This window comes from Massilia sp. 01N417, from assembly GCF_056399645.1.
In genome coordinates this window covers 105,224-119,527 of the sequence record NZ_JBFTRS010000018.1, presented here as the reverse complement: position 1 = coordinate 119,527, position 14,304 = coordinate 105,224, and the positions used below count along the sequence as shown (strand labels likewise).

General features: G+C 64.0%; 16 protein-coding genes. 9 read left to right on the top strand and 7 right to left on the bottom strand.

Annotated elements, in window-relative coordinates; genetic code table 11:
• Nucleotides 1-54: 54 nt before the first annotated feature.
• Complete coding sequence (locus AC1DOQ_RS19060) at nt 55-570, bottom strand: glycine zipper 2TM domain-containing protein (RefSeq protein ID WP_477367721.1); 516 nt, start codon at nt 568-570, stop codon at nt 55-57.
• 305 nt (nt 571-875) lie between these two features.
• On the opposite strand from AC1DOQ_RS19060, the gene AC1DOQ_RS19055 reads away from it, so the two are divergent.
• The 6 genes from AC1DOQ_RS19055 (at nt 876) to AC1DOQ_RS19030 (ending at nt 7,430) form a co-directional block, all read left to right on the top strand.
• Nucleotides 876-1,325 carry a barstar family protein gene (locus AC1DOQ_RS19055; protein WP_060567075.1) on the top strand — a complete coding sequence of 150 codons (450 nt, stop codon included), beginning with the start codon at nt 876-878 and terminating at the stop codon, nt 1,323-1,325.
• Between the two features lie 241 nt (nt 1,326-1,566).
• A complete protein-coding gene (locus AC1DOQ_RS19050; RefSeq protein WP_477367718.1) occupies nt 1,567-2,766 on the top strand; it encodes an RNA-guided endonuclease InsQ/TnpB family protein in 1,200 nt (399 codons plus the stop codon).
• 53 nt (nt 2,767-2,819) lie between these two features.
• The gene (purN, locus tag AC1DOQ_RS19045; RefSeq protein ID WP_477367715.1) at nt 2,820-3,437 is read left to right on the top strand and encodes a phosphoribosylglycinamide formyltransferase; all 618 of its coding nucleotides are present in this window, start codon (nt 2,820-2,822) and stop codon (nt 3,435-3,437) included.
• 15 nt (nt 3,438-3,452) lie between these two features.
• Nucleotides 3,453-4,763: an RsmB/NOP family class I SAM-dependent RNA methyltransferase gene (locus tag AC1DOQ_RS19040; protein WP_477367712.1), complete on the top strand. Its 1,311-nt coding sequence runs from the start codon at nt 3,453-3,455 to the stop codon at nt 4,761-4,763.
• A 5-nt stretch (nt 4,764-4,768) separates the two neighbouring features.
• Complete coding sequence (locus AC1DOQ_RS19035; RefSeq protein WP_477367710.1) at nt 4,769-6,100, top strand: mechanosensitive ion channel family protein; 1,332 nt, start codon at nt 4,769-4,771, stop codon at nt 6,098-6,100.
• Between the two features lie 118 nt (nt 6,101-6,218).
• Complete coding sequence (locus AC1DOQ_RS19030) at nt 6,219-7,430, top strand: DesA family fatty acid desaturase (RefSeq protein ID WP_477367707.1); 1,212 nt, start codon at nt 6,219-6,221, stop codon at nt 7,428-7,430.
• 81 nt (nt 7,431-7,511) lie between these two features.
• Here AC1DOQ_RS19030 and AC1DOQ_RS19025 read toward each other — a convergent pair whose 3' ends face one another.
• The 5 genes from AC1DOQ_RS19025 to AC1DOQ_RS19005 form a co-directional block, all read right to left on the bottom strand.
• Complete coding sequence (locus AC1DOQ_RS19025) at nt 7,512-8,627, bottom strand: hypothetical protein (RefSeq protein ID WP_477367704.1); 1,116 nt, start codon at nt 8,625-8,627, stop codon at nt 7,512-7,514.
• A 167-nt stretch (nt 8,628-8,794) separates the two neighbouring features.
• A complete protein-coding gene (gene rpmG / locus AC1DOQ_RS19020; RefSeq protein WP_005665735.1) occupies nt 8,795-8,962 on the bottom strand; it encodes a 50S ribosomal protein L33 in 168 nt (55 codons plus the stop codon).
• 13 nt (nt 8,963-8,975) lie between these two features.
• The gene (rpmB, locus tag AC1DOQ_RS19015; protein ID WP_025511730.1) at nt 8,976-9,212 is read right to left on the bottom strand and encodes a 50S ribosomal protein L28; all 237 of its coding nucleotides are present in this window, start codon (nt 9,210-9,212) and stop codon (nt 8,976-8,978) included.
• A gap of 168 nt (nt 9,213-9,380) precedes the next feature.
• Nucleotides 9,381-9,905: an NADPH-dependent FMN reductase gene (locus tag AC1DOQ_RS19010; RefSeq protein ID WP_477367701.1), complete on the bottom strand. Its 525-nt coding sequence runs from the start codon at nt 9,903-9,905 to the stop codon at nt 9,381-9,383.
• A complete protein-coding gene (locus AC1DOQ_RS19005) occupies nt 9,902-10,417 on the bottom strand; it encodes a DUF2199 domain-containing protein (RefSeq protein WP_477367698.1) in 516 nt (171 codons plus the stop codon). Before AC1DOQ_RS19005 ends, AC1DOQ_RS19010 begins: the two co-directional genes overlap by 4 nt.
• Nucleotides 10,418-10,554: 137 nt before the next feature.
• Here AC1DOQ_RS19005 and AC1DOQ_RS19000 point away from each other — a divergent pair, with 137 nt between their 5' ends.
• Nucleotides 10,555-12,090: an ArnT family glycosyltransferase gene (locus AC1DOQ_RS19000; protein ID WP_477367695.1), complete on the top strand. Its 1,536-nt coding sequence runs from the start codon at nt 10,555-10,557 to the stop codon at nt 12,088-12,090.
• Here the strand turns inward: AC1DOQ_RS19000 and radC are convergent.
• Complete coding sequence (gene radC, locus AC1DOQ_RS18995; RefSeq protein ID WP_477367692.1) at nt 12,087-12,761, bottom strand: RadC family protein; 675 nt, start codon at nt 12,759-12,761, stop codon at nt 12,087-12,089. The genes AC1DOQ_RS19000 and radC overlap by 4 nt on opposite strands.
• A 95-nt stretch (nt 12,762-12,856) precedes the next feature.
• Here radC and AC1DOQ_RS18990 point away from each other — a divergent pair, with 95 nt between their 5' ends.
• On the top strand, nt 12,857-13,312 hold the full coding sequence (locus AC1DOQ_RS18990) for an FKBP-type peptidyl-prolyl cis-trans isomerase (RefSeq protein WP_477367689.1): 456 nt from the start codon (nt 12,857-12,859) through the stop codon (nt 13,310-13,312).
• Nucleotides 13,313-13,315: 3 nt separating this feature from the next.
• Nucleotides 13,316-14,302 (top strand): 4-hydroxy-3-methylbut-2-enyl diphosphate reductase, encoded by a 987-nt coding sequence (ispH, locus tag AC1DOQ_RS18985; RefSeq protein ID WP_477367686.1) that lies wholly within the window; start codon nt 13,316-13,318, stop codon nt 14,300-14,302.
• The last annotated feature ends 2 nt before the right edge of the window (nt 14,303-14,304 follow it).

Sequence of the window (14,304 nt, the reverse complement as noted above, 5' to 3'; positions counted from 1 at the left end):
GACGCCGCGGAAGAGGAGGGGGTCCTCCGCGCCGGTAGAACTTATTGCTGAGGCTTACTGGTACTGGTCCGGCTCGACCGACACGCGCAGGCGGACGCGGTTGCCCGGATCGCGGTTCATGACGGTGTTGAAGGTCTGGCCGCGGTAGTTATAGGTCACGTCGTAGCCGTTGGTGCGCTGTTCGACCGATTCCACGGTACGGCAGCGTTGCACGGCCTGTTCCTGGGTACCGGCGTAGCCGCCGCGGCCGTCGTTCTCGACGTGGTCGCCGACCATCGCACCGGCGATCGCACCGGCTGCCGCCGCGGCGACCTTGCCGTTGCCGCCGCCGACCTGGCTGCCCAGCAGGGCGCCGGCGATACCGCCGACCACCGAGCCGCCCTGGCCGCGCTGCTGCTGGACCGGGGCTTGCACGTAGTCGGTGCGGCATTCACGGCGCGGCGTGCGGATCTGCTCGACGCGCGGCTGCACACGCACGACTTGGCCGAAGTCTTCGAAATCGCCAGCCTGGGCCAGCGGCAGGGCGCAGACGCCCACGGCGGAAAGAATCAGTTTGGCTTTGAAGTTCATGTTCATACCTCGTTTTGGTGTGCTTGTGTGCTTGGTGTTCTAGATCAGTTGGAAATTTACTGCCATGAGTGAATGTTACCGCTAGTCGACTCGATGGGGGCGATCCTCGTGGCAACAAAATGTAACAGCCATACAGATACTTCGAAGCCTTAATTCAGACTGAAATAGCCCTACAATTCTTACAAATATGGGCTGCGCGTCCATATTCGGGTTGATCTGGATACCACAAAACGTTACCCTTACGGGACTAAGGGTTTTAACGGTGGGAAACGAAACTAGAGGGGAACTTGAGGATTGAGGGGAAAATGAGTTTGTTGATGAGAGTGCCGCCTAATCTTGTGCAGTCGATCCGTGCCTATCGTGCCACGGAACTGCAGAAGGAAGCAGGCCGCCTTGGCCATCACTTCCTCTATGCCCATTGCGCCAACGCCCTCACCAAGCAGCAAGTCTGCGCCCGCATCGGCGAGCAGTTTACCTTCCCCCGCCAGTGCAGCAAGAATTTCGAAGCGTTGCGTAATTGCATCACCAACGTGATCGCCGAAGCCGGGCCGCAGCCCGGTTTCATCGCCGTCCTCGACCAATTGCCGAATACGCAAAAATTCGACAAGGAGGCCCGCGAAACCCTGCTCGACGTTTTCCGCGACGCCGCCGAATTCTGGGCCGAGAAAAAAGTCCCGTTCCGCGTGTTTTATTCGTTTGAAGAGCCGCAATCGCCGCAATCGGTGGGGTGGGTTGGGGCGCGGCCGTTTGAATAGTGCCGCTGTCGCGAGGAGCCTTTCCCGACCCTGCTTTGGATGACTAGTGGTGGCGTTGACGTCGGCCTATCAAGCTCGGGTTAAAACAGCGTGGCTGGAACCTCTTGAGGTCTGGATAGTCATATTTAGAGCTCGTACTTCATTCCTTGAGCGCCAATTGCATCTAAATCCCATCAGTTCGGCCTAGCATAGAAATTAGAAAGTAACCTACGGAAGGTACTTGCCCGTCAAAGGATGCACAATGATCTTGGCGCATCGTATCCGGTTAAGCCCGAACAACGTGCAGGGTACTTACCTGGCGCGCGCTGCCGGCACGGCGCGCTTCGCCTACAACTGGGCCTTGGCCGAGTGGCAGCGACAGTATGAAGCTTGCAAAGTCGATCCATCGCTGCCAAAGCCAAACGCGGCGGCGTTGGCACGGCAGCTCAACACGATCAAGCGAACAGAGTTTCCGTGGATGTTGGAAGTAACCAAGAACGCACCGCAGATGGCTATCATTCAGGTGGGGCATGCGTTCGAAAATTTCTTTACCAAGCGCGCCAGCTATCCCGTATTCAGGAAGAGGGGGCTCGACGATCGCTTCGCCCTGACCAACGACCAGTTTCGAGTCGAGGACCGACGTATCCGCATTCCTAAGCTCGGATGGGTCCGTATGCGCGAAGCACTGCGCTTTTCGGGACGAATCGTCTCTGCCTCGATCTCGCGCGGTGCAGGCCATTGGTACGTCAGCATTACTGTCCACACCCCGGACTTGCCTTTGCCGTTAGCCGAAAATCAAGGCGCGGTAGGAGTAGATCTGGGGATCGCGGCGCTGGCCACATTGTCGACAGGCGAAAAATTCGCTGGTCCCAAGGCATTGCGAACCCAATTGGTACGGCTGCGCCGCCTATCGCGGGCTTTGTCACGTAAAGTCAAAGGGTCGTGCAACCGAGCCAAGGCAAGGCTGAAGCTGGCCAAGTTGCATGCGAGGATCGCTAGCATCCGCCGCGACAGTTTGCACCAGCTGAGCACCAGTATCACCCGGCGTTTTCATACGATCGGCATTGAGGATCTGAACGTCAAAGGCATGCTGGCCAACCGCCGGCTTGCACGCGCGATCGCCGACATGGGCTGGTCTGAGCTATGTCGCCAGCTCAAATACAAGTCGGCTTGGCGCGGTGGCCAGGTGGTAACGGCGGATCCTTGGTGCCCCAGCAGCAAAACTTGTTCAGGATGTGGGTTGAGACTCGATGCACTCGACTTGGGTACGCGGCTGTGGATATGCCCGGGCTGCGGCATACTCCATGACCGCGATATCAATGCAGCCATCAACCTAAAAAACATGGCGGTGAGTTCCACCGTGTCTGTCTGTGGAGGGGGAGGCGCTGGCCACGCGTGCAAGCGCGAGGCGAAACCGCCCCCGGCGAAACAGGAATCCAACATTAAAGTTACCTGCAGCTAACTTAACTGCAGCTAACTTTATATAAGTTTGGAGGAACGGTACAATGCGCGCTTATGAAAAATATCGTGATCCTTATTTCTGGCCGCGGCAGCAATATGGAAGCCATCGTGCGGGCGCGCGAAGCGCAGCAGTGGCCCGCCCGCATCGCCGCCGTGATCAGCAATAAGCCTGACGCCCAGGGTCTCGCGTTCGCGCAGGCGCACGGCATCCCGACCGCGGTGGTCGACCACAAGGCCTACGCTTCGCGCGAAGCCTTCGACGCGGCCCTGCAGCAGGCCATCGACGGCTACCAGGCCGACCTGGTGGTGCTGGCCGGCTTCATGCGCATCCTGACCAGTGGCTTCGTCGAGCACTACGCCGGCCGCATGCTGAATATCCATCCTTCGCTGCTGCCGCTGTTCCCCGGACTGCACACGCACCGGCAGGCGCTGGAAGCAGGCGTGGCGGAGCATGGTGCCACCGTGCATTTCGTCACCGCCGAGCTGGACCATGGCCCGAGCGTGCTGCAGGCGCGCATCCCCGTGTTGCCGGGCGACACGGAGGACAGCCTGGCGCAGCGGCTGCTGGCCGAGGAACACCTCATTTATCCGCAAGCGGTGCGCCTGTTCGTCGAAGACAGGCTCAGCATCGCCGACGGCGAAGTCCGCATCGCCGAGACCACCAGTATCTAAAATTCAAGGAATTACATGAGATTGCCACCCGCGATCCTCGGCAATGCTGAAGAAGTATTGCGCGAGATCCTGCGCTTCACGTCGCCGGCCGACGTCACCCTGTCGCGCTACTTCAAGGACCATCCCCGCCTGGGCGGCCGCGAGCGCGGCGCCATCGCCGAATGCGTCTATTCCGTGCTGCGCAACAAGAACTTCTTCACCGAATTCGGCGGCTTCGGCACCGGCGCCAGCGCCACCATGCGTCGCCTGGTCCTGCTCGGCATGGCCGACGCCATCGGCGCCGAGTCGCTGGGCGGCCTGAGCGAAGATGAAAACGCCTTCCTGGAACGCATCAAGGAAATCGACCGCTCGCTGCTGCCGCCGAAGAAGCGCGCCAACCTGCCGGATTGGCTGTACGACAAGTTCGTGGCCCAGTACGGCGAGGAAGAGACCCTGGAACTGGCCGCCGTGCTGAACACGCCGGCGCCGCTCGACCTGCGCGTCAACACCCTGAAGGCCGACCGCGAAAAGGTCATCGCCGAACTGGCGACCGCGCCGATCGTCGCCGAGCCGACGCCGTACGCGCCGACCGGCCTGCGCATCCGCAAGAAGCCGGCGCTGCAGAACCTGCCGCTGTTCAAGGAAGGCGCAATCGAAGTCCAGGACGAGGGCAGCCAGGTGCTGGCCCAGCTGCTGGGCGCACGCCGCGGCGAGATGGTGGTCGACTTCTGCGCCGGTGCCGGCGGCAAGACCCTGGCCATCGGCGCCATCATGCGCAGCACCGGCCGCCTGTACGCCTTCGACGTCTCCGAGAAGCGCTTGAGCAAGCTGAAGCCGCGCCTGGCGCGCAGCGGCCTGTCGAACGTGCATCCGGTGGTGATCGCGCACGAGCGCGACGCCAAGGTCAAGCGCCTGGCCGGCAAGATCGACCGCGTGCTGGTCGACGCGCCGTGCTCGGGCATGGGTACGCTGCGCCGCAATCCGGACGTGAAATGGCGCCAGCAGCCGCAAGACATCGCCGAACTGACCGAGAAGCAGATCTCGATCCTGGACGGCGCCTCGCGCCTGGTGAAGTTCGGCGGCCGCCTGGTCTATGCGACCTGCAGCCTGCTGGATGAGGAAAACGACGGCATCGTCGCGCAATTCCTGGCCAGCCATCCGGATTTCGAACTGATCCCGATGAACAAGGTGCTGGCCGAGCAGCGCATCGCGCTGGAGATGGGCGACACGCTGAAAATGCTGCCGCACAAGCACGGCACCGACGGCTTCTTCGCCGCCGTGTTCGAGCGCAAGGCCGGCGCCAAGCCTGTCAAGGCGGATGAGGCCGCTGCCGACGCCGGCGAGTAAGCACCTTGGCGCCGCTGCAGCTTTCCAGCCTGATCGACAACCTGCTCGATGACCTCAGCCGGCCCGGCATGCCGTGGCAGGTCGGGTCGGTCGCGGCCAGCATCCTGATCGGCTGGCTGTGCACGGGTCTGCTGCAGGCCTGGTGGCGCCGGCGCCGCACCGCGCGCGGGATCACGCGCCACGAAGGCGTCGCCAGCCTGGCGCGGGTCGCCGCGCCGCTGCTGGTGGTGGGCCTGCTCTACCTGTCTGCCTGGCTGCTGGACATGAACCGCTTCCACACGAATATCGTGAAAGTGGCGATTCCGGTGTTCTGGTCCCTGGTCGTGATCCGCGCCGCCTTCTTCCTGCTGCGGCGCGTGTTCGCGCGCCATGGCCAGCTGGGCGAGGCCTTCGTCACCTTCGAAAAAGTCTTCGCCCTGATCGTGTGGGCGGCGGTGGCACTGTATATCACCGGCAAGTGGCCGGACATCATCCATTACCTGTACAGCACCACCTTGCAATACGGCCCCAAGGCCAGCAACAAGGTGCTGCTGGGCGACGTGCTGGAAGCCGTGATCTCGATCGCGGTACTGCTGATGCTGGCGCTGTGGGCCGGCGCGGCGCTGGAAGAACGCCTGATGGGCGTGCAGGCCCTGCACAGTTCGCTGCGCGTGGCGCTGGCGCGGGTCAGCCGCGCCGTGCTGATCGTCGGCGCCGTTCTGCTGAGCCTGAGCCAGGCCGGCCTCGACCTCACCGTGCTGTCGGTGTTCGGCGGCGCCCTCGGCGTCGGCCTGGGTCTGGGCCTGCAGCGCATCGCCAGCAACTATGTGTCGGGTTTCATCATCCTGCTCGAGCGCAGCCTGTCGATCGGCGACATGATCTCGGTCGACAAATACACGGGCAAAGTTACCCAGATCAATACCCGCTACACGGTGCTGCAGGGCCTGGACGGCGTCGAAACCGTGTTGCCGAACGAGATGCTGATCTCGGGGCCGGTGCTGAACCAGACGCTCAGCATGCGCGCGGTGCGGGCCTCGACCAAGGTCATGGTGGCCTACGGCTCCGACCTCGACGAGGTGATGCCGCTGCTGGCGGCCCAGCCCGTCGGCATCCCGCGGGTGCTGGAAACGCCGGCGCCGGGCGTATCGCTGAGCCGTTTCGCGCCGGAAGGCTACGAGCTCGACCTCGGCTTCTGGATCGGCGATCCGGAGAACGGGCAGGGCGGTGTGGTGTCCGCCATCAACAAGAAGATTTACGACCTGGTGCAGTCCGGGCAAATCAAACTTGGCATCCCGTCACTTGATACCCGCCTCCTTGATGCGCATATAGCATCGGTTGTGGCGCGGATCCACAATTAAGCCTGAACTCCTTGCTGTGTAACGTGCCGCAGGTCACTGGATACGCGTAAAATGCGTATTTGCGTCATGCGGTTCGTATGACATCTCGGCGAACCAAGTCATCCATTGTGGAGTGTTAATGAATTTTCTGAGCAACATCTTCGAAGCCGTCCTGTCCTTCCTGGACGGTGGCTTGATCGGCCTGTCGGGTTGGCAGATGGTTGTGTACACGCTGATCGTGACCCACATCACGATCGCCGGCGTCACCATCTACCTGCATCGTCACCAGGCTCACCGGGCGCTCGACCTGCACCCGATCGTCAGCCATTTCTTCCGCTTCTGGCTGTGGCTGACCACCGGCCAGGTCACCAAGGAATGGGCCGCCGTGCACCGCAAGCACCACGCCAAGTGCGAGACCGTCGAAGATCCGCACAGCCCGGTCACCCGCGGCATCAAGAAAGTGCTGCTGGAAGGCGCCGAACTGTATCGCGCGGAGACCAAGAACAAGGAAACCCTGGAAAAATACGGCCACGGCTGCCCGAACGACTGGATCGAGAACAATCTGTACACCAAATACAGCTGGCTGGGCGTGTCGGTCCTGCTGCCGTTTAACGTGATGATGTTCGGCGTGGCCGGCATCACGATCTGGGCCGTGCAGATGCTGTGGATCCCGATCACCGCGGCCGGCATCATCAACGGCCTGGGCCACTACACCGGCTACCGCAACTACGACTGCAACGATGCCGCCACCAACCTGCTGCCCTGGGGCATCCTGATCGGCGGCGAGGAACTGCACAACAACCACCACACCTTCGCGACCTCGGCCAAGCTGTCGAGCAAGTGGTACGAGTTCGACATCGGCTACGCCTACATCCGCATGATGGAAATGGTCGGCCTGGCCAAGGTCAAGAAGACCATTCCGAAGCCGAAGCTGGCCAAGAACAAGCTGGAAGCCGACCTCGACACGCTGCAATCCGTCATCACCAACCGCTACGACGTGATGGCCAAGTACGCCAAGTCGGTCAAGGCTGCCTTCAGCGAGGAAATCGAGCACCTGAAGCACAAGGCCGAACTGGAGAAGCGCTTCCTGAAATCCTCGCGCAAGCTGATGCAGCGCGAGCCGGCCAAGCTGCAGGCTCCGCAACAGGCCCAGCTGAGCGAACTGTTCGAACACAGCAAGGTGCTGGAAACCATGCACCAGATGCGCGTGGAACTGGGCGCGATCTGGGAGCGTTCGCACTCGACCCGCGACCAGCTGCTGCATCAACTGCAGGACTGGTGCACGCGTGCGGAAGCTTCGGGCATCAAGGCGCTGCAGGAGTTTTCGATGCGGCTTCGTAGCTATGCCTGATGGCGTGATGGCTTGATGAAGAAACGGCTCCTGCGGGAGCCGTTTTTTTTTGCCGTCGTTCCCCGCAGGCGTGAATGACGGTCAGCGGCATCCCGAAAATCGCGGATAGCCACAGGCAATCAACTCCCCCACCTCCGGCCTCTCCAGATAGTCCAGGTGCGCCGCCACCGGGTCCTCGATCAGGCCCAGCCAGGAGCGGGCATTCGACACCAGCACGTCCGCCACCGCCACATCGGGCGCCGCGTAGCGGGCCGGCAGCAGGCGGTAGGACAGCAGGTCGTTCGGATCGGTGAAGGCGACCACCGCCAGGCGGCCGACCGATTCCGCGAGCGGGGCGGCCTGGCGGCGGCGCAGTTCGAGGAAGCGTTGCAGCGAGTCGGGCGCCGGCGCCGAACGGTTGTCGGGGCGGCGTTCGATGTCCTGTTCGGCCAGGCCGAGGATGGGCAGCTGGTTGCCCGCCATGTACAGCAGGCCCAGGCGGCGCGCGGCCTGCTGGCCCAGTGCCTGGGTGCGCGGCTGGCGCGATTCGAGCATGCTGCTCAGGGCATCGAAGAGGATCTTGCTGCCCAGGCTTTCCGCGACCACGGCCAGGGTATGGTCGCCGTTCGGATTGCTTTCGATGATGCGCGACACCGATTCGACCATGGCGTCGCGGATCGCGTTGCGGCTGGCGCCTTCGTAGATCACCGCATCGGACAGGCAGTCGTTCAGCAGCCTGTCCTTGACGTAGCCGTTCAGCCAGGCGCGCGTCGGCTTGCACTCGCCGCTGCCGGCCGGCGAACAGTCGCTCGGGCTGCCGGTGTTGTCGTAGTCGAGCTGGCGCTTGAGCGGCGCCGTCAGCGGCGACCAGATCAGGGCATGGAAGCGCACCGGCGTGCCGCCGACCTGCTGGGTGCGCTCGACCAGCTGGATGCCGTTGGGCCCGGCCGCCGCCTGCTCGGGCAGGTTCGCCGATACGACGCCGGCGATGCGGTCGATGCCGTGATTCGCCCAGCTTGCGTCGTGGGTGCACATGCCGTGCACCAGGATGACGTCGAGCGGACGCTTGCTGCCGGGCTGGACCAGGCTGACGATGCCGGGGAAGGGGGCGCTGTCGCGGACGACGACGGGTGGACGGTAGGGTGTGGTGCAGGCGGCCAGCAGGCCAGGGGTCAACAGGGTCAGCAGCCGAAGCCAGTTCGAAGGTGAATGCCGCATCGTTCTCTCCCCGGAAACGCCGGCCGGAGCGGTCGGCAGACGGGCTCGACTATAGCGAGCCTGGGGGCGTGCAGCGGGGCAATTCGATGATGGGCTGATCCGAGTCAACAACAAAAAAGCCGCGCACTGCGAAGTGGGCGGCTTTTTTGGACCAGAAGAAAACCAGATTACTTGATCTTGGTTTCTTTGTAGATCACGTGCTTACGTGCTTTCGGGTCGAATTTGGTGATTTCCATCTTCGCCGGCATCGTGCGCTTGTTCTTGGTCGTGGTGTAGAAGTGACCGGTACCTGCGGTCGATTCCAGTTTGATCTTGTCGCGGCCAGTTTTTGCCATGATGACTCCCTATTTAGATTTTCTCGCCGCGGGCGCGCATATCGGCCAGCACAGCGTCAATGCCGAGCTTGTCGATGACGCGCAGGCCGGCGTTGGAAATACGCAGGGAGACCCAGCGGTTTTCGGATTCTACGAAGATGCGGCGGTTCTGCAGGTTCGGCAGAAAACGACGCTTGGTTTTGTTGTTGGCGTGGGAGACGTTGTTGCCAACCATCGGGCCCTTGCCAGTAACTTGGCAAACACGTGCCATAGCGCACTCCTTGAGTAAACTTCCACAATCGGAAAAACGAGAGTATAGCTTGAAAACAGCCGCGTAATCAACAACTTGCGGAAAAAAATTGTTTCTCAAATCATCGCGCAGATTTAACAATCGTAAAATTACGCAAGAATTGCGCCGTAAGCTGCTGTTTACACGCTGTTATCGGGGCCTGGCGAGGTGTTGCGCGACGGCCCGCAGGACCCCTTCGATGGCTGGAGCGAAGCGCTCGGAGGCGGCGATCGCATCGGGCCCGACGCCGGAACCGATCACGGGAATGCGCACGCAGGCGTCCAGGATCAGCTCGGCCGACATCATTCCGAGGATCTCCTTGATGCTGTCGTCGGCATGGTGGGACTGCCAGGACGGATTCAGCACCGCCACCGGCTTGCCGGCAAAGCCCGGGTGGCCGACCAGCCAGTCCAGGGTGTTCTTGATGGTGCCGGTGACGCCATGCGCATACTCGGGACTGGCGACGAGGATGGCGTCCGCCGCGTCGACGGCCGCGTGGAGGGCCTGCACGCCCGCCGGCAGCCCGGCGAGTTCGGGATTGAAGAGGGGGAATTGCTTGTGTTCTTCGAACAGGACGACCTCGACGCCGTCCGGCGCAAGGCGGCGGCAGGCGCGCAGCACGCCGCCGCTCATCGATGCCGTGCGCTGGCTGCCGCACAGGGCCAGCAGCTTCATGCGTCACCACCGTGCATGACGGCCTCGGCGATTTCCTGGGCGCGCTGCACGCTGATGCCGCGATGGAAATCGACCGCCAGCGGGTGCCCGGACTCTTCCAGCACGATATAGGGACGCTGCTTGTTCGCGCGCGGATGGACCGAGGTCTTCAGGCCGAGCGTGTCCGGATACCAGGGCAGGGCATTGCAGAACCAGCCGAAATAGCGGTCGCCGGTGTCCGGGGCGTCGTAGGTATCGATGTGGCGTTCGTAATTCGTTTCGCTGAGCGAGACCCATACGCCCCACAGGAAGGGATCGGCGACGCCATGGATCGGCACTTCGAGCACGACGCGGATGAAGAACTGGCGGCCGTCCTCGTCTTCATAGCGGCAGACATCGCTGCCGAGGTGGCCGGCTTCCTGCACGGCTTCCGGCTGGGCCAGCCAAGGATCGGGCGCGCGGAAGGAAAAGCTGGGCGAGCCTTCGTGGATCTCGTCGCAGGACGCGCATTTGAAGCTGAAGATGGCCGCCATCGGTTTGTCATTGCTGGAAATAATTTCCAAGTGTAGCAGTGTGGAAGCTGCAACCGGCATGCCGGCACGTTTGTCCAAGTTCAAACCCATGCGCTGCGGATGCCGCAGTGTGGACACACCCGAGACACGAGGATGCCATGCACGACGATTCCCTGGCCCATGTGGAGCGCCCGGCCGGCGCCTCCGCCGCGCCGCCCGGTCCGCCATCGGCAAGAGACTGGCGCCCGCTGCTGGCGCTGCTCGCCTGGTGCTGCGCCTTCCTCGCGATCCGTCTTGCCGAACACGGCACGCTCGAGCGCGACGAAGCGGAGATCGTCTATCTCACCCAGCAGCTGCGGCTCGGCTACGGCACCCAGCCGCCGCTGTACGCCTGGCTGCAATGGCTGTTCTTCGAGGGTTTCGGCGTCAACCGCTTCGCCCTGCTGATCCTGAAAGACCTGGCGCTGGCCGCGAGCTGCATCGCCATGTTCCGCGCGGCCCGCCTGCTGCTCGGCCGCCGCGGCGCCCTGGCGGTGACCGCCTCGCTGGCGCTGTTTCCCCAGGTCGGCTGGGAAGCGCTGCGCATCCAGACCCATTCGGTCCTGATGACCGCCATCGCCTGCGCCACCCTGTGGCTTTATTTCGCCCTGCTGCGGCGGCCGACGCTGGCGCGCCATATCGGCTTCGGGGTGCTGTGCGGACTCGGGCTGCAGACCAAGTACAACTATGGCGTGTTCCTGGCCGGCCTGCTGGGGGGCAGCCTGCTGGTGCCCGCGCACCGCGAGGCGCTATGGAATCGCCGGGCCTGGGCCGCCGTGTTGCCGGCCGTCCTGCTGGTCTTGCCGCACGCCGCCTGGATGGCCGGCCATCCCGCGCTGGCCTTCGGCGGCACGCTGCAAAAAATGCAGGACGGCGCCGCGGACGCGCCCTGGCTGGGGCGGGTGGGGCAGGGCGGCGTGGGTGTGCTGGAAGCGCTTACCTCCTTCGCAGCGCTGCCCGTGCTGGCCTGGGCGCTGGTGTGCTGGCGCCGGCGCGCGCTGTGGCGCGGCCGCCTGCACGTCGACCGCAGCGCGCCGGCCAGCCGCTTCTTCGCCTGCCTGTATGGCGTCTGCGGGCTGTTGCTGGTGGCGCTCGCGCTGACGGGGGAAGTCGGCACGATCAAGGAGCGCTGGATGATCCCCTTGCTGTTTTCGCTGCCGCTGGGCCTGTGCGTGATGTTTCCGGCGCTGGACAGGGCGGCGATCCATGCGGACATCCTGCGCATTGCCGCGGTGGCCGCGCTGGGCCTGCTGCTCCTGCTGCCGGCGCGTACCTGGCTGGGCCCGGCCTTCGGCAAGATCATGACGCGCCACCATCCCTATGCCGGGCTGGCGGCTGCGGTGGAACGGCGATGTCCGCAAGCGCGCACGATCGTGACCGAAAGCCTGCTATCGGCCGGCAACCTGCGCTTCGCCCGGCCGGCGATGACGACCCTGCTGCTGGAGGATGCGCGGCGCGAGGCGACGCCGCTGCCGGGGCCGGCCGCGCTGGTGACGCACGCCCCGGACGCGCCGTCCGCGCTGGCGGTGTTCCGCGCCACCTGGCCGCAGGCGAGACTGGCGCCGCGCGCGGTGGTGAGCCTGGCGCTGGAGGATGGCAGCGGCCGGCGCATGGACTTCATGCTGGCCTGTGTCGCAGGGGAAGCGCCGCGCTAGAGCTGGCCGTGCTCGGCAAACGAGTGCACCAGCGGTCCGGCGATGATGAAATGGTCGAGCACGCGGATATCGACCAGGCCCAGCGCCTGGGACAGCGTGCGGGTCAGGCGCTGGTCGGCGTCGCTCGGCTCCGGCGAGCCGGACGGATGGTTGTGGGCCAGCAGCACGCCGGCGGCATTCCAGGCCAAGGCTTCCTTGACCACTTCGCGCGGGTGGACGCTGGCGTGGCTCAAGGTTCCACGGAACATTTCTTTATCGGCAATTAAGCGATTCTTGATGTCTACAAACAACACCACGAAGGATTCGTAGGGCCGGCCGCCCAGTTTGATGCGCAGGTAGCGCTTGACCGCTTCCGGCGAGGACAGCAGGTCGCCGGCCTGCAACTGCTCGGYGATCGCGCGCCGGGCCAGTTCCATCACGGCCTGCATCTGCGCATACTTGGCCATGCCGAGTCCGTGCACTTCGGAAAAATCGGCCAGGGTCGCGCCGAACAGGCCGTGCAGGGAGCCGAAGTGCTGCAGCATGTCGCGCCCCAGCTCGACCGCGCTCTTGCCGCGCACGCCCACCCGCAGCATCAGGGCCAGCAGCTCGGAATTCGACAGCGCCTGCGCCCCTTCGCGCACCAGGCGCTCGCGCGGCCTTTCCTGTTCGGACCAGTCATTGATACCCATGCATTTCCCCGTCTAAAAATGGCGTGGAGCGGGCGCGACGGGTAGGTCTAGCTTACAATAGCGGTTTGCACGTTACGCACACGCACAATCCCGCAATGTCCACCACCAACGCTCCCATCGTCACCGAATCGGCTTACCTGACTCTGCATTATCGTCTTGCCACCGCCGACGGTACTGATATCGTCACAACCTTCGGCAGCACGCCGGCCACCCTGTTGCTGGGCCAGGGCCAGCTCGCCCCCTTCCTCGAACAGCGCCTGCTGGGCCTGGCGGAAGGCACGCACACGAGCTTCGAGCTGAGCGCGCTCGAGGCTTTCGGCGAGCGCAACCCGGAACTGATCCAGGCCGTGTCGAAGAAGACGCTGGAAGAGAACTCGGTGCCGGACGCCGATTACCAGGTCGGCGACCTGGTCGATTTCGCGGCGCCGGGCGGCGGCCGCTTCGCCGGCGTGCTGCTGCAGGTGCGCGAGAACGACGCCCTGTTCGACTTCAACCACCCGCTGGCCGGCCAGCCGCTGAAGTTTGAAGTGCAACTCATTTCCGTACTCTAAGACATGGACAACGAAATCCTGTTAGCCCAGCCGCGCGGTTTCTGCGCCGGCGTCGACCGTGCGATCGAGATCGTCGAGCGTGCCCTGCAGCAGTTCGGCGCGCCCATCTACGTGCGCCACGAGATCGTGCACAACGCCTATGTCGTCAACGACCTGCGCAACAAGGGTGCGATCTTCATCGAAGACCTCGACGACGTCCCGGCGGGCAACACCCTCGTGTTCTCGGCCCACGGCGTGTCGAAGGCGGTGCGCGACGAAGCCGAATCGCGCGGCTTGAAAGTGTTCGATGCGACCTGTCCGCTGGTCACCAAGGTCCACGTCGAAGTCGCCAAGATGCGCAAGCAGGGCGCCGAGATCGTCATGATCGGCCACGCCGGCCACCCGGAAGTCGAGGGCACCATGGGCCAGGCGGAAGAGGGCATGCACCTGGTCGAGACGGTCGAGGACGTCGAGAAGCTGCAGGTCGCCAATCCGGACCTGCTCGCCTACGTGTCGCAGACCACGCTGTCGGTCGACGACACCGCCGAGATCATTGCCGCGCTGAAGAACCGTTTCCCGAACATCATCGAGCCGAAGAAGGGCGACATCTGCTACGCCACCACCAACCGCCAGGAAGCCGTGAAGTTCCTGGCGCCCCAGGTCGAGGTCGTGGTCGTGGTCGGCAGCCCGAACAGCTCGAACTCGAACCGCCTGCGCGAAGTGGCCGAGAAGAAGGGCACCCCGGCCTATATGGTCGACAATGCGGCCGCCATCGATCCGGCCTGGATCGCCGGCAAGAAGCGCATCGGCGTGACCGCCGGCGCCTCGGCCCCGGAAGTGCTGGTGCAGGCCGTGATCGACCGCCTGAAGGAACTCGGCGCCGCCAGCGTGCGCGCCCTCGAAGGCGTGGAAGAGCACGTCACCTTCCCGCTGCCCAAGGGCCTGACCGGCGATCCGGCCGGCGCTCCGGCGGCCGGCGCTCCGGCGACCGACGCCTCTGCGGCGGCCTGAGC

Coding starts and splice junctions, on each gene's coding strand:
- AC1DOQ_RS19060 (WP_477367721.1), bottom strand. CDS start 570: ATGAACTTCAAAGCCAAACTGATTCTTTCCGCCGTGGGCGTCTGCGCC.
- AC1DOQ_RS19055 (WP_060567075.1), top strand. CDS start 876: ATGAGTTTGTTGATGAGAGTGCCGCCTAATCTTGTGCAGTCGATCCGT.
- AC1DOQ_RS19050 (WP_477367718.1), top strand. CDS start 1,567: ATGATCTTGGCGCATCGTATCCGGTTAAGCCCGAACAACGTGCAGGGT.
- purN (WP_477367715.1), top strand. CDS start 2,820: ATGAAAAATATCGTGATCCTTATTTCTGGCCGCGGCAGCAATATGGAA.
- AC1DOQ_RS19040 (WP_477367712.1), top strand. CDS start 3,453: ATGAGATTGCCACCCGCGATCCTCGGCAATGCTGAAGAAGTATTGCGC.
- AC1DOQ_RS19030 (WP_477367707.1), top strand. CDS start 6,219: ATGAATTTTCTGAGCAACATCTTCGAAGCCGTCCTGTCCTTCCTGGAC.
- AC1DOQ_RS19025 (WP_477367704.1), bottom strand. CDS start 8,627: ATGCGGCATTCACCTTCGAACTGGCTTCGGCTGCTGACCCTGTTGACC.
- rpmG (WP_005665735.1), bottom strand. CDS start 8,962: ATGGCAAAAACTGGCCGCGACAAGATCAAACTGGAATCGACCGCAGGT.
- rpmB (WP_025511730.1), bottom strand. CDS start 9,212: ATGGCACGTGTTTGCCAAGTTACTGGCAAGGGCCCGATGGTTGGCAAC.
- AC1DOQ_RS19010 (WP_477367701.1), bottom strand. CDS start 9,905: ATGAAGCTGCTGGCCCTGTGCGGCAGCCAGCGCACGGCATCGATGAGC.
- AC1DOQ_RS19005 (WP_477367698.1), bottom strand. CDS start 10,417: ATGGCGGCCATCTTCAGCTTCAAATGCGCGTCCTGCGACGAGATCCAC.
- AC1DOQ_RS19000 (WP_477367695.1), top strand. CDS start 10,555: ATGCACGACGATTCCCTGGCCCATGTGGAGCGCCCGGCCGGCGCCTCC.
- AC1DOQ_RS18990 (WP_477367689.1), top strand. CDS start 12,857: ATGTCCACCACCAACGCTCCCATCGTCACCGAATCGGCTTACCTGACT.
- ispH (WP_477367686.1), top strand. CDS start 13,316: ATGGACAACGAAATCCTGTTAGCCCAGCCGCGCGGTTTCTGCGCCGGC.